Consider the following 13,547-nt stretch of genomic DNA (forward strand, 5'->3'; position numbering starts at 1 on the left):
GCTTCACATTGAACCGCGGACATTGTCGGCCAGCGCTCCATCGAGATCAAGGACGTAGCGACGGAGGCATCGATTGTGATCTCGCACCGCAGCGAGACTCTCGATAACGACAGGCAGTTGCACGCGGGAAAAGGTTAACGCCGCGGCTATTCCGGCTTGATATCGGCAGCCTTCACGATCGGCCACCATTTCTCGGTCTCGGCCTTCTGGAACGCCGCAAGCGCTGCGGGCGTCTGCTGCGCCGGTAGCGGAATCTCCTGCCCCAGTTCGGCAAAGCGCTGCTTGACGGCGGGCTCGGCGAGCACGGCGACGATCGCCGCGTTGAGTTTTGTGACGATGTCCTTCGGCGTGGCCTTCGGTGCCCAGATGCCGTGCCAGTAGGAGATGTAGAGACCCGGCAGGCCCGCTTCGTCGACGGTCGGCACATCGGGCGCAGATGCGAGCCGCGTCGGCGAGGTCACCGCGAAGGCCTTGATCGCACCGCTCTTGACGTGCTGCAGCGAGTTCGAGGCCTGGTCGAACATGATGTCGATCTGGCCGGCCACGAGATCGATCATCGCAGGTCCTGCGCCGCGATAGGGCACGAACTGGAAGTCGGTGCCGGTCTTGTCCTTGAAGAAGACGCCGGCGACATGCGCGCCCGTGCCGGCCCCGGCCGTCCCGGCGGTGGCCTTGCCGGGATTGGCCCTCAGCCAGGCGATCATCTCTTTCAGGTTGTTCGCCTCGAGTGACTTCCTGCCGACGATGAGCTGCGTTCCCATCGCGATCATCGCGACCGGCTCGAAATCGGCGACCACGTCATAGGGCAGCTTGAAGATCGCCCCGTTCAGCACATGGGTGCCCCAATGGCCGATGGTGATGGTGGTGCCATCAGGGGCCGCACGCGCCACGCGCGCACCGGCGATGCTGCCGGAAGCGCCGGCCACGTTCTCGACCACGACCGTGGTGCGTAGCTCGGCGGCGATCCGCTCGGACAGGATCCGCGCCAGCGTGTCGGTCGGACCGCCCGCGGCGAACGGTACGATGAGGGTGATGGGGCGTGAGGGAAACGGCTGGGCATGGCCCGGTGCAATCCACGTCCCACATCCGACCACGGCGCACAAGACGATCACGTGACCGCGCAAGGCGGCCCATAGCCCTCGTAGCATTCCACCCACCCATTTTCATCGCCCGCATGTCGGCAGCGGGCTGGAGGCCGAGTGAACGCTGCCGGGTGCGCGGAGGCAAGCCGGAAATTTCGACCGAGCGACTATCCGGCCGCCCGCCGCGGCGTCAGATTGGCCGCGCCATCTAGCGGCGGCACGACGTGCATCAAGATGGTCTGGGTGGCGGATGCGACGTCGATGCCGTTCTGCTGGAAGCGCAGCTTCATGCGGCGGTTGAATTCGCGCTGGACCGGCCAGCGCCCGGCCTCGGTGCAGCGGATCTGGCCGACGATCGACACCATCGCGCCGTCGACCTTGTCGATGCCCCACAGATCGAGGTCGCCGCGGATCAGCGGGCGGAATTCCGGTTCGCGGCGCATCTCGTCGACGATGTCCTTGAGGATCTGGCCGGCGCGGTCGGTGTCTTCCTTGTAGGCGACGTTGACGCTGACCGAGGCGTTGCCGGCGCCGCGGCTGGCATTGGTGATGGTCGTGACCGCGCTGAACGGCACGATGTGCACGGCGCCGTCGCCGGCGCGCAGACGGATGGTGCGGATCGAGACGTTCTCGACCACGCCAGACAGCCCCGACACGCTGACATTGTCGCCGACCTGGACCGTGTTCTCCAGCAGCAGGAACAGCCCGGTGATGAGGTCCTGCACCAGCTTCTGCGAGCCGAAGCCGATGGCGATGCCGACGATGCCGGCGCCCGCCAAAAGCGGCGCGACGTTGACGCCGATCTCGCTCAGCGCGGTGAGGCCGACGACGGTGGCGATCAGGCACAGCAGTGCGGTGCGCAGCATCGGCTGGAAGGTGCGCAACCGCGCGGCACGGGCGTAATGCCCGTCCCGCGACAGCGTGTTGATCTGGCGGTCTAAGAGCGCGTTACTGGCTTCCCAGGTCGCCGCCGCGATCAGGACGGCGACGCCGATCGTCACCACGGCCGAGATCAGCCGGCTGCCGATCTGGCCGCCATAGAACCAGACGATGGCGTCCACACCCCAGACCTCGAGCACGGCCACGAAGCCGATGAAGACGATCACGCTGGAGACGATCCGGCGCAGCAGCGGCAGATAGCGGTTGGCGCGGATCTCGAGGCCCGGAAAGCGCTGCAATATCTCTGGCCTGATGCGGAAGCCGCGGTCGATCAGGCTCAGCGTCAGCATGATGGCGACGCGCGTGATCACCGCGACCACGATGGTGCCGACGAAATACTGCAGCAGCAGCGAATAGCCGTTGCGGATGTTGAGCGCCCACACCGCCCACAGCGCAAGATCCAGTGCGATGGCGAGATAATGCCAGCCGCCGGCGATGCGGTCGCGCAGGCGGGCCGCGATGCCCTGCCGCTCGGCCGGCGCACGGATGGCCTCGGCGACCTGCCGGCGGCATTGCAGGATGATGACGACGATGAAGAGGTGAACGACCAGCATCACCATGCGGAGCAGCGCGGCATAACCGGCACGATGCAGACCGAGCAGCAGCGCCACATTGGCAAAGGCGATGCCGGAGACGCCGACGCCGACGATGCGGCGCGCCCAGATCTCGATATAGGCCGCGGTCTCGGCGCGCACCGGAAACAGGCCGAACGGCCCCGCCAGCGCCCGAACCAGGCAGATGAGCCCGCGCGAGAATGCGTAGGCGTTGACGACGGCGAGGATCACGAGGCGAACCGTCGTGGGCTCGCCGATCTCGGTGCCGAGCAGCGCCGTGGCAACGCCCACAAAGAGGACCACGGGAAGCAGTTCAAGGACGAAGCGCCCCAGCACGAAAGGCAGTCGCAGCATGACCTGCCAGACCCGCGCCAGGCTGTGGCGGCGCTTGTGCAGCTCCGGTTCGGCGATGACATCCGTCACCGATGACGGCGGATCGGCGATGGGCAGCGCTTGCGCCGGCAGGCGCGCGGTCTGGGGCACGCGTCCCTCCAGGAACGCAACCGGACGGCGGATCAGGCGGAAGATCACCCATTCGGCCGCGAGCGCGCAACCGAGCACCAGCGCGAGCTTCCAGGCGATCTCGATCAGGAGATTATAGGCCGCCGGATCGTTCGCGGTCCGCACGATCCAGTAGTAGAAGGCCGGGAAATGCGTGAGCGTCCGCGCCACGCTGGCGATCTCGCTCGAAATTTCGCCGATCTCCTCCGACACCGAGAGCAGCAGCTGCGCCCCGAGGCCGTCGGCCGAGAGCGGGATCGGCGACTTCTGCTCGGGCGCGGGCGGCGCAGGCTGCTGCTGACCGGACGCACTCGCGATCGCGCGCAGCGTATCGATCATCTGCGCGCGCTTCTTGTCGTCCTGGAGCGTCTCCAGCGCGCGCCTGGCTTCGTCGGGCGACAGTGCGGCAGCGTTATTCGTCGCCGGCCGAGGCGTGTCGGCGCGGACACCGGAGACAGAGAAGATCGCGAGGAAGAGAGCGGCGAGGACCGCCGGGGCAAGCTTATGCGACACGAGAATTCCCTGGAAAAAATGAATGAGCCGGCGGCGTCGGGACCGTCACCGCCGAAGCACATGCGTCATGTCGGATCGCAGCTATTCGCCCGGGGCCTGTGTCGGAAGTAGGCCTTTGAGGCGACATTCTCTTGGCATTTGCCGCAATGCGAAGATCGGGAACCGCAACATCGGCGCGCAACATCGGCGCAGGTCAGTTGCCTGGCAATTGCGCTGCGGCCATCCTTGAGGCGCGCGCTCGGGCCGGCCGACCTGCCAAGCAACACCCTCCGTCATTCCGGGAGGCGGCCCGGAATGACGGCAAGGAGGAAGGTGGAGGAGAAAGGCAGGATGTCAAAATCACCTGTCGCGGTCAGCCTCGTCACGGCCATCCGGACACAATCGATGTGATGCAAAATACAGCGCCGGGAAGGTAGGGGCTATGCCTCACTGATGCAGCCCGCTAAACCTTGACCCGGCGTGCCGTTCGCGGTTTTCCGCCGCTATGCGATAGTCCGAACGAGCTCCATCGCACTTAACGCGGCTGGATTTGCGGAGGTGGAGTCATAGACCTCCCCTTGCTCATGAGGTGGACGTTGCGCGTCGCTTGTTGCGACCATCGGCATGCTCCTCCTGTGCCACAACACTGTCAAGCGGGATCAATGATGTGAGGGATCACATTTGAATGTGCCGGTTCCCTGGATAGGCATGGTGACATCAAGTCCCTGTTTTGCTCCGCCGCGTCAACTTGATTTCGCAAAATCAGCATTCATATGACACCCGCCGGCAAGCCATTGATTCCGCTGCGCCCGGCTACTGTGCATGGGGTCGTTTTCGTAGTTTTTGTCTGCGGCCTAGAGAAACATGTCGGCCAGGTCCACCGTCGAGGCCATCCCGACCCGGTCGAAGTTGCGCGCCAGCCAGCTTCGCGCCGCCGAACGGCCCTCGTCGCGCAGGCGGCACAACAGGCTCCATTCGGGATGGAATTGCGTGGCCGTGCCGAGCTGCGACATCAGCTGGTCGTTGCCGATCCAGTGCATGTACATGCGGCTGTGCTTGCCGCTGTCGAGCTCGCCATCATCGATCAGCCGTGTGGCGAAGGCGATCGCGCGCATCTCGCGCATCAGGGACGAATTGAAGCTGATCTCGTTGATGCGATGGAGGACGTCGGCCGCGCTCGTCGGCAGCTCGTCGCGCCGGATCGCCGTGACCTGCACGATGACGACGTCGTGGCTGCCCTTGCGGTAGATCAGCGGATAGATCGCGGGATTGCCGAGATAGCCGCCGTCCCAATAATGCTCGCCGTCGATCTCGACGGCCTGGAAATAGGGCGGCAGGCAGGCCGAGGCCAGTACGGTCTCCGCGGTGAGATGCGGGCTCTGAAATACCTTGATCTTGCCGGTGCGGACGTTGGTCGCGTTGAGGAACAGTTGCGGCGCCTCGGGCGAGGAATTGAGCCGGTCGAAATCGACGACGCGCTGCAAGAGCGACCGGAGCGGATTGAAATGAAAGGGATTGAGCAGACCCGGCGGCAGCGTGTGCGTCAACGTGTGGATGACGGCGTGAACCGGATGATATTCCGGCGGCAGCTTCAGGGCCTGGATCCACTGGTTCAGCGGCGACATCAAATCGTACGCCATGTCCATGCGAGACACTTCGTACCAGAATGCGTGCAGGCTCTCCCGCGCGGCCTCCGCACCCCCGTGCGCCATGCCGGAAGCCATCGCCACCGCATTCATGGCACCGGCACTGGTCGCGCTGACCGCCTCGATCGCGAGCCTGCCGTCTTCGAGCACCTGGTCGAGCACGCCCCAGACGAAGGCGCCGTGCGCGCCGCCGCCCTGGAGCGCGAAATTGACGGTCTTGCGGTCGGCGGTCCGATTGGCTGTCACTTTGCTTTCTTCTTGCCTCCCGTCCCCTCTTTCTCCAAGGCCTTGCGCACTTGCTCGAACTCGGTCACCGAGGCCTTGTCGGCGCGGGGGAAACGCAGGTCGAGCTTTTCGAGCGCGGCATTGATCACCGAGCCGATCACGACGCGCGCGAACCATTTGTGGTCCGCGGGCACGACGTACCACGGCGCATGAGGCGTCGAGGTGTGCCGGACGATGTCCTGATAGACCGCCTGGTAGCGCGGCCACAGCGCGCGCTCCTTGATGTCGTCCATGGAGAACTTCCACTGCTTGGCCGGATCCTCCAGCCGATCGAGGAAGCGCTCGCGCTGCTCGTCCTTGGACACGTTGAGGAAGAACTTCAGCACCACGGTGCCGTTACGGCAGAGGTAGCGCTCGAACGCCGAGATGTCCTCGCACCGCTCCTTCCAGATGTTCTTGGTGACGAGCTTTTGCGGCAGCTTCTCCTTGGCGAGGATCTCCGGGTGCACGCGCGTCACCAGGCATTCCTCGTAATGGGAGCGGTTGAAGATGCCGATATGGCCACGCTCGGGCAGCGCGATCGCGTGGCGCCAGAGGAAATCGTGGTCGAGCTCCTTGCTGCTCGGCGCCTTGAAGGCATGGACCTCGCATCCCTGCGGATTGATGCCCTCGAAGATCGCCTTGATGGCGCTGTCCTTGCCGCCGGCGTCCATGGCCTGGAACACGATCAGCAGCGACCAGCGGTCCTGGGCATAGAGCTTCTCCTGAAACCCGATCAGCCGCTTCTTGTTGGCGTCGAGAATCGCCAGCGCCTTCTCCTTGTCGAGATCGCCTTTCTCGTCGGTCTTGTGCGCCTTGAGATGAAACTTGCCCGAGCCGTCGTAGCGGAACGGCGTGATGTAGCGGTCAAGTTCCTGGGCGAGCGATTTGGACGGCTTCTTGCTCATGAGCGCGGGGCACCTTGCGTTGCGGCTTCAATCGGTCGAGCACGCTACCAAGGATGCCCTTGGGAAGGAATATGATGAAAAGGACCAGCAGCACGCCATAGACGAGGTTGTCCCAGCCGACCGCCTTGGTGCCGAAGCCGATGCGAAGGGTTTCCGCCAGCAGGATGGTGATCACGGCGCCGAAGGTCGGGCCGAGCGAGACGAACAGGCCGCCGACGATGGCTGCGAACACCATCTGGAGCGATACCGCGATGCCGCTGACGGTGTCGGGCGTGATGAACATCTGGTACTGGCAGTAGATCGCGCCCGCAAGCGCCGTCATCAGGGCACTGAGCAGCGTGATCTTCAGCTTCTCCGCGGTGACGTCGACGCCGGCGGCGGCCGCTGCGTCCTCGTCCTCCGAGATCGCCTCCAGCGCGTAGCGGCTCATGCTGCGGTCGACCCAGTGCCAGACCACGATGCCGAACAGCCAGACCCCGAGCGCAATCAGATACCAGGTGATCTTGTCGTCGAACTGCAGTGCCAGCAGCTTGTTGCCCGAGGTACGATTCGGCGTGTATCCGAGCGAGCCGCCGGTGTAGTCGCGCGTCGCCGTGATGACCTGGAGCACGATGCCTGACAGCGCCAGCGTCACCAGAACGAAATAGTGTCCGGTGATGCGGAAGCGGAAGCACGGGTAGCCGACGATCAGCGCCAGTGCGCCGGCCGCGACCATGCTGACGGGAATGCCGATCCAGGGCGACACGCCGAGGTGGTTCCAGAGCAGCGCGGTGACATAGGCGCCGATCCCCATGAAGCCGCCATGGCCGAGCGAGACGAGGCCGAACCGCCCCATCATCGACCACGACGTATAAGCGAACGACCAGATCAGGATCAGCACCAGGATGTGCAGATGATAGGGATCGCGATAGACGAAGGGCAGCGCGACCAGCGCCGCCAGCCCAATCCCCCATGCTGCAAGCCGCCGTTGCTCGATCATCCCTTGCCCCATCATCGGCGCCTCGCGAGCAGGCCCGCGGGCCGGATGAACATCATGACGATGAAGAAGGCGAAGGCGAGCACATAGCCCCATTCCAGATCGGAGAACAGGCCGCCGAGCGAGATGATCTCGGCGAACACGAAGGCTGCGATGAAGCCGCCGATGAAATTGCCGAGTCCACCGAGCACGCAGATCAGAAAGGTGATCGGCCCGAAGGAGAGGCCGACGAAGGGATGCACGTCATATTGCAGCACCAGGAGGCAGGCGGCGAGCCCGGCCAACCCGCCGCCGATTGCAGAGGTGATGAGATAGATCCGCTTGGTGTCGACGCCCATCAGCGCCATGATCTGCCGGTCCTGGGAGATGGCGCGGATCGCGGTGCCGGTGAAGGTGCGGGTCATGAACAGATAGACCGCGACCATGCCGACCAGCGCCGCCAAAAATGACAGGAGTCGCGCGTAACTAAAGTTCATGTCGCCGAGGGCGAGCACCGGCAGGCGGATGCCGAGATTGCGGAAGTCGATGCCGAAGGCGACCGTGGCAAAGCTCTGCAGCACGAACAGCACGCCGCCGGTGGCAAGCAGCTGGTTGATCGGCGGCGCGGTCAGCAGCGGCGCGATCACGAGGTAATGCAGGGCCGCGCCGAGGATCGCGACCAGCAGGATGGTGAAGGGGGCGGCGACGAAATAGCTGACGCCGTAATACTGCACCATGAAATACATGGCGTACATGCCGATCATCACCAGCTCGGCATAGCAGATCCAGGTCACGTCGATGACGCCGAAGATCAGGTTCAGCCCGAGCGCGAGCAGCGCCAGCACGCCGCCGAGCAGGATGCCGTTGATCACGGCCTCCAGCAGGTAGATGTCGAAGATGTCCAAGAATGCCTGCATGCCCCCTCACACCCCGAGATACGCTTCCTTGACCGTGTCGCTCGCCAGCATCTCGGCGGACGTGCCGGATGCCCGGATGGTGCCCGCCTCGATCAGATAGGCGCGATCGACCACTTTCAGCACCTGCTGCACGTTCTGCTCCACGATCAGCACGGTCAGCCCGCTGGCGCGGATCCGCTTCACCAGCTCGAACACCTGCTGCACCACGACCGGCGCCAACCCCGCCGAGGGCTCGTCGAGCAGCAGCAGCTTTGGATTGGACATCAGCGCGCGGCCGATCGCGCACATCTGCTGCTCGCCGCCGGACATGGTGCCCGCCATCTGGTGGCGCCGTTCCTTCAGGCGCGGAAACAGGCCGAACACCACTTCGAGCCGATCGGCATAGTGGCTGCGCGCCTCCTTCATGAAGGCCCCCATCTTGAGATTGTCGTCGACCGAGAGCTGCGGAAACAATCGCCGGTTCTCCGGCACATGCGCAATCCCGAGGCTGACGATCTTGTGCGGCGGCGTTGCCACGACGTCGGCCCCCTCCATCCGGATCGACCCGCGCGAGGGCCGGATCAGGCCGGAGATGACACGCATCAGAGTGGTCTTGCCGGCGCCATTGGGGCCGATGACGCCGACGGCTTCGCCGGCCTTCACGTCGAGATTGACATCGAACAGCGCCTGGAACGTGCCATAGCCGGCATTGACGGCGCGGAGCTCCAGCATGCCTAGCCTCCCGCGCGGCGGCGCGCTTCGGCGGCCGCGGCCTGCGTGGTCTCGGCATCGGTGCCGAGATAGACCTCGATCACGCGCGGATCGCCCGCGACCGCGCTCGGCAAGCCTTCCGAGATCTTCTCGCCGTGATCGAGCACCATGACGCGATCGACGACGCGCATCAGCACGCCCATGATGTGCTCGACCCAGATGATGGTGATGCCGAGCTCGTCGCGGATGTTTCGCAACATGTCGGCGGCCTGATCCATCTCGGTTTCGTCGAGACCGCCGAGGCTCTCGTCGGCCAGCAGCAGCTTCGGCGCCGTGGCGAGCGCTTTCGCAAGCTCGAGCTTCTTCAACCCCGCTGCGCCGAGACCGTCGACGCTGGCATGGCGATCGGTCGGCAGGCCGACCATCGCGAGTGACCGTTCGGCCGCTTCCTCGGCCTTGACGCGGCTGTGGCGGCCCTGGCCGTAAAAGCCGGCGAGCGCGACGTTCTCGAAGATGGTCAGGCGGCGGAACGGCCGCGGAATCTGGAAGGTGCGGCCGACGCCGCTGTTGATGATCCGGTGCGGGGCGAGGCCCGCGATCTCGGAGCCGCCGAACACGATCGAGCCCGATGTCGGCGCCAGCGTGCCGGAGAGCATGTTGAAGATCGTGCTCTTGCCCGAACCGTTGGGGCCGATCAGGCCGAGGATCTCGCCCTGATCAACCCGAAACGACACGTTGTTGACGGCGGTGAAGCCGCCGAACCGCTTCACCAGCCCACTGACCTCCAGCACCAGAGCACTCCGCCGCTATTGGTTGCTGTAGGTGGTGCCTTTCGGCAGCGGCAGCACGGCTTCGCGCTGCGCCTGGCTCTTCGGCCACACCACGGAGGATTTGTCGTCGATGTACTGGATCACGACGGGGAACGAGCGCTCGTTCTGCCCGGCCATGGGGCTGCCCTCGCCGTAGAACTTCACGCCGAAGCCGAGCATGGTGCCGCCTTCGGGGATGTCGGTGTCGAGCGCCGCCTTGCGCAGCGCCTCGGGATCGACGCCGCCGTACTTCTTGATCGCGCGCGGCAGCACGTCGGCCATGAACACGTAAGTATTGGACGCGCCGATGCCGACATGGGCGGAACGGATGGCAACGCCCGGCCTGATCTTGTCGAACTCCTCGCCGACCATCTTGATCACGGGCGGAAGCTTCGGATCCATGGTCTTCTGGTTGGCGAGCCAGATCGAGATCGGGTCGGTGTTGAAGATGTAGGTGGCATCCGCCCCCATGCCTTCCTTCAACTTCTCATAGACGCCGTAACCCGCGCCATGCCCCATCAGCGCGCCGAACTTCAGGCCCTGCTCGCGGGCCTGGCGGAGCAGCAGCGCGATGTCAGGGTTGTAGCCGGTGTGGAAGATCACGTCGGGCTTGGCGCGCTTCAGCTTGGTCACCAGCGCGGAGAGATCGGGCGCGGTCGCCGAATAGCCCTCCTTCATCACGACGTTGAAGCCGGCTTTCTTCGCGCCTGCTTCGTTGCCCTTCGAGACGTCGACGCCATAGGCGCCGTCCTCGTGGATGATGGCGACGCGCAGGTCCTTTGGCTCCTTGTCGAACTTCGCCTTGGCGTTCTGCGCGATGAAGTCCATCGTCATCATGCCGAACTGGTCGCCGCTGGCCTGTGGGCGGAAAACGTATTTGTAGCCCTTCTCGTTGAACACGGCGGACGAGATGCAGGTCGTCATCCACATGAACTTCTTGAGCTGCTCGACGCGAGCGGCCACCGGCACGCACTGCGCCGAGGAGAAGAAGCCGAGCACCATGTCGACCTTCTCCTGCTCGAGCAGGCGGACGGATTCGTTGATGGCGATGTCGGGCTTGCTCTGCGCATCGGCATAGACCGCCTCGATCTTGTAGCCTTCGACGCCCGTCCTGGCGAAATGGTCGAGGATGATCTTTGCGCCGATATAGCCGAGTTCGGAACCGCCGCCGGCCAGAGGTCCGGTCAAATCAAAAACGACGCCGATCTTGATCTTCTTGTCCTGAGCCTGGGCGGCCACCGCCAGGCTCGTCGCGGATATCGCGATCACCAGCCCACGTACCAATCGGGCAGCCATGCGCAGGCGCATCAAAACCTCCCTGGACGATTGTGCATTGCATTCGTCTTGCTTTTGGTTGCCCCCATCACATGGGCAGAGCGCAGGGATGTCAAGCCTCGCGCATCAGCGCGAGGCGAACTGCTGCTCGATAAAGGCCGTGACAAATCGCGGCATGGTCGGCGTGAGATCACCCATCCCGCGCACGAGATGAATGGCCGACAATTCAGGCTCGTCCTCACGGGCGAGATTGGCTTCGATCCGGGCGCGAGCCTCGTCGCCGGGCATATCGAGGTTGAGCACCTGCATCATCGCAATCGCGGGGCCGCTGACGACGCAATACCAGTCCGGCTCGGCCTCATAGTCCGCCGCCGTCAAGCCGGTCTCTTCCTGAATTTCGCGCACGACGCTGCCGGAAATGTCCAGCGTCCCATCCCTGACATCGTCGAGATCGGGCGTCCCCGACGGGAAATAGATGCGGCCCGCGTTCGCGGTGTGCTGCGCCATCTCGCCCATCAGGAAGGCGCCGTCGGACGTGCGCAGCGCGCCCATGCCAAACCCGTTGAACACGGGCGCGCCGGGAAAGCCCCAGTCGCGCCAGGCAAGGAAGCTTGCGAAATCGGTCTCGAAATAGGTCGAGGCGAAATGGCCGTCCGTGAACACGGGATCGCACCCGAGCAGGACGCGGCCGTTCCAGATCTTCGGCCGCTCGCGCTGCTTCTCGGCAAAATGTACCGCGATCTCGGCGCGACGCTCCTCGGCGAACGGCCAGACGATCGGCCGCACGGCAAGAGCAAGCGTCGTGACGCGATGAATGACCAGTGACGTCATGAGGGGGCGTCTATCACGCCTTCGCGTCAGCTATTTGGCGTTCCCCGTGGTTTTCTTGGCCTGCTCGACATACCTGTTGGTGAAGGTCTTGCTGACGTCGATCTTGGCATTGGCCACCTCGGGCGAGCCGACGCTGAACACGGCGAGCACGGCGTCCGCGCCCTTCGGGTCCATCTTGCCGGTTTCGGAGAACATCGGGATCGTGTTCTTCAGCGCGGCGAGATAGAGATCCTTGTTCTTGCCGACCGTCTCCTCCGGCATCTTCGCCATGATCTCCTCAGGCGAATGCGAATGGATCCAGGCGAGCGTGGCGAGGATCGCGTTGGTGAGCGCCTGGGTCTCCTTCTCGTGCTTGGCAACCCAGGCCGCGGTCGAGTACAGCGCGCCGCCGGGATATTCGCCACCGAAGGTCTCGAGCGTGTCCTTCTGCGTGCGGGTGTCGGACAGGATGCGCAGATCCTTGTGGCTGCCCTGGAGCACGGTGACGGAGGGGTCGAGCATCACGGCCGCGTCGATCTGGCCCTGCTCCATCGCGGCGACCGCGGTGGCGCCGAGGCCGACGCCGATCACGGCGGCGCTGGTCGGATCGATGCCGTTCTTCTTGAGCATGTACTTCAGGAAGAAGTCGGTGGAGGAGCCGGGCGCGCTGACCCCGACCTTCTTGCCGGCGAGATCCTTGACCGACTTGATATCGTTGGTGCGCGAGGGCGCCACCACGAGCACGAGGCCGGGATAGCGGTCATAGACCACGAAAGCCTGGAGCTCCTGCTTCTTGGCAGCCAGATTGACGCAATGGTCGAAATAACCGGACACGACGTCGGCGCTGCCGCCGAGCACGGCCTTGAGCGCGTCCGAGCCGCCCTTGAGGTCGACCAGCTCGACATCGAGGCCGGCCTTGTCGTATTCGCCGAGCTGCTTGGCCAGCACCGTCGGCAAATAGCACAGGCAGGAGCCGCCGCCGACCGCGATGGTGACCTTGCTTTGCGCCGCGGCAAATCCGGTGGTGAGCGTCAGTGCGAGCAGCGCCGCGGCGAGCCTGGCAATCGTGTTCTTCATTGGTTTCCTCCGTTCGGCCGGCGGCACCATAGAGCAGCGCGACGGGCTTGAGAAGCGTGGCCTAAGGCACTGGCCATCGGCCTTTTGGCGCAATAGCATGCGGGTACAACAACAAACTCGTGATGGGGAGGATCATCCATGAATCGCCTTGCAATCGGGCTGTCGATCGCCGCCGCCTTTGCCGCCGGATGCGGCGCGAACCAGCTGCTCCGGCCGGCGCTCGCCGCCGAGAACATCACCGCGCAGATCATCCACACCGGAGAGATGGAAGGCGATGCGCTCGGGGCCGCCAACAATGTCGGCTACCGCTCAAAAATGTTCGCGAGTGCCGACGGCGCCACGATCTCGATCCAGGTCGGCAATGTGCCCAAGCACATGCATCCCAACACCAACGAGATCCAGTACATTCTCGATGGCACCGGCACGATCTGGCTCGGCGACAAGGAGGTCACGGTGAAGCCGGGCGACCTCGTCATCATTCCGAAGGGCACGCCGCATGGCGGCACCAAGCCGATCAGCGGACAGGTCAAGGCGATCGCAATCAAGACGCCGCCCCAGGCGCCCGACGACACCAAGCTGCTGGATTGAGGCTTCGCGACCGGGGGCCCGCGCCGATACGCGGGTCCCG

At 64.6% G+C, this 13,547-nt stretch carries 12 protein-coding genes; 1 reads left to right on the top strand and 11 read right to left on the bottom strand.

Going from position 1 to position 13,547, the window contains the following annotated elements; all coding sequences use genetic code 11:
* Window positions 1-146 precede the first annotated feature (146 nt).
* The 11 genes from IC66_RS0110675 to IC66_RS0110730 all read right to left on the bottom strand — a co-directional run bounded on the left by IC66_RS0110675 (window position 147) and on the right by IC66_RS0110730 (window position 12,919).
* Window positions 147-1,148, bottom strand: coding sequence for a Bug family tripartite tricarboxylate transporter substrate binding protein (locus IC66_RS0110675; RefSeq protein ID WP_038947603.1), 1,002 nt, complete (start codon window positions 1,146-1,148; stop codon window positions 147-149).
* A gap of 101 nt (window positions 1,149-1,249) precedes the next feature.
* On the bottom strand, window positions 1,250-3,589 hold the full coding sequence (locus tag IC66_RS0110680; RefSeq protein ID WP_028145426.1) for a mechanosensitive ion channel domain-containing protein: 2,340 nt from the start codon (window positions 3,587-3,589) through the stop codon (window positions 1,250-1,252).
* An 833-nt stretch (window positions 3,590-4,422) separates the two neighbouring features.
* Window positions 4,423-5,460: a patatin-like phospholipase family protein gene (locus IC66_RS0110690; protein WP_038947604.1), complete on the bottom strand. Its 1,038-nt coding sequence runs from the start codon at window positions 5,458-5,460 to the stop codon at window positions 4,423-4,425.
* Window positions 5,457-6,386 (bottom strand): polyphosphate kinase 2 family protein, encoded by a 930-nt coding sequence (locus IC66_RS0110695; protein ID WP_038947605.1) that lies wholly within the window; start codon window positions 6,384-6,386, stop codon window positions 5,457-5,459. The genes IC66_RS0110690 and IC66_RS0110695 overlap by 4 nt, the downstream gene beginning before the upstream one ends.
* A complete protein-coding gene (locus tag IC66_RS0110700) occupies window positions 6,346-7,365 on the bottom strand; it encodes a branched-chain amino acid ABC transporter permease (protein WP_370093429.1) in 1,020 nt (339 codons plus the stop codon). Before IC66_RS0110700 ends, IC66_RS0110695 begins: the two co-directional genes overlap by 41 nt.
* An 11-nt stretch (window positions 7,366-7,376) precedes the next feature.
* Window positions 7,377-8,258: a branched-chain amino acid ABC transporter permease gene (locus IC66_RS0110705; RefSeq protein WP_028145430.1), complete on the bottom strand. Its 882-nt coding sequence runs from the start codon at window positions 8,256-8,258 to the stop codon at window positions 7,377-7,379.
* Window positions 8,259-8,264: 6 nt separating this feature from the next.
* On the bottom strand, window positions 8,265-8,969 hold the full coding sequence (locus IC66_RS0110710) for an ABC transporter ATP-binding protein (protein WP_038947606.1): 705 nt from the start codon (window positions 8,967-8,969) through the stop codon (window positions 8,265-8,267).
* Between the two features lie 2 nt (window positions 8,970-8,971).
* A complete protein-coding gene (locus tag IC66_RS0110715) occupies window positions 8,972-9,739 on the bottom strand; it encodes an ABC transporter ATP-binding protein (RefSeq protein WP_028145432.1) in 768 nt (255 codons plus the stop codon).
* A 15-nt stretch (window positions 9,740-9,754) separates the two neighbouring features.
* Window positions 9,755-11,065, bottom strand: a complete 1,311-nt coding sequence (locus tag IC66_RS0110720; RefSeq protein ID WP_038947607.1) for an ABC transporter substrate-binding protein — start codon at window positions 11,063-11,065, stop codon at window positions 9,755-9,757.
* A 93-nt stretch (window positions 11,066-11,158) separates the two neighbouring features.
* A complete protein-coding gene (locus tag IC66_RS0110725; RefSeq protein ID WP_038947608.1) occupies window positions 11,159-11,863 on the bottom strand; it encodes an NUDIX hydrolase in 705 nt (234 codons plus the stop codon).
* A 30-nt stretch (window positions 11,864-11,893) separates the two neighbouring features.
* Entirely contained in the window at window positions 11,894-12,919 is a 1,026-nt protein-coding gene (locus IC66_RS0110730; RefSeq protein WP_038947609.1) for an ABC transporter substrate-binding protein, read from the bottom strand.
* A 138-nt stretch (window positions 12,920-13,057) separates the two neighbouring features.
* On the opposite strand from IC66_RS0110730, the gene IC66_RS0110735 reads away from it, so the two are divergent.
* Window positions 13,058-13,507, top strand: coding sequence for a cupin domain-containing protein (locus IC66_RS0110735; protein ID WP_028145436.1), 450 nt, complete (start codon window positions 13,058-13,060; stop codon window positions 13,505-13,507).
* Window positions 13,508-13,547: the final 40 nt, after the last annotated feature.

The sequence above is a fragment of the Bradyrhizobium genomosp. III genome (assembly GCF_000261705.1).
Lineage (GTDB): Bacteria > Pseudomonadota > Alphaproteobacteria > Rhizobiales > Xanthobacteraceae > Bradyrhizobium > Bradyrhizobium ottawaense.

Excerpts from the sequence above, each read along its gene's own strand:
- IC66_RS0110705 (WP_028145430.1), bottom strand. The coding sequence starts at position 8,258 with ATGCAGGCATTCTTGGACATCTTCGACATCTACCTGCTGGAGGCCGTG.
- IC66_RS0110730 (WP_038947609.1), bottom strand. The coding sequence starts at position 12,919 with ATGAAGAACACGATTGCCAGGCTCGCCGCGGCGCTGCTCGCACTGACG.
- IC66_RS0110695 (WP_038947605.1), bottom strand. The coding sequence starts at position 6,386 with ATGAGCAAGAAGCCGTCCAAATCGCTCGCCCAGGAACTTGACCGCTAC.
- IC66_RS0110710 (WP_038947606.1), bottom strand. The coding sequence starts at position 8,969 with ATGCTGGAGCTCCGCGCCGTCAATGCCGGCTATGGCACGTTCCAGGCG.
- IC66_RS0110725 (WP_038947608.1), bottom strand. The coding sequence starts at position 11,863 with ATGACGTCACTGGTCATTCATCGCGTCACGACGCTTGCTCTTGCCGTG.
- IC66_RS0110700 (WP_370093429.1), bottom strand. The coding sequence starts at position 7,365 with ATGATCGAGCAACGGCGGCTTGCAGCATGGGGGATTGGGCTGGCGGCG.
- IC66_RS0110675 (WP_038947603.1), bottom strand. The coding sequence starts at position 1,148 with ATGCTACGAGGGCTATGGGCCGCCTTGCGCGGTCACGTGATCGTCTTG.
- IC66_RS0110735 (WP_028145436.1), top strand. The coding sequence starts at position 13,058 with ATGAATCGCCTTGCAATCGGGCTGTCGATCGCCGCCGCCTTTGCCGCC.
- IC66_RS0110720 (WP_038947607.1), bottom strand. The coding sequence starts at position 11,065 with ATGCGCCTGCGCATGGCTGCCCGATTGGTACGTGGGCTGGTGATCGCG.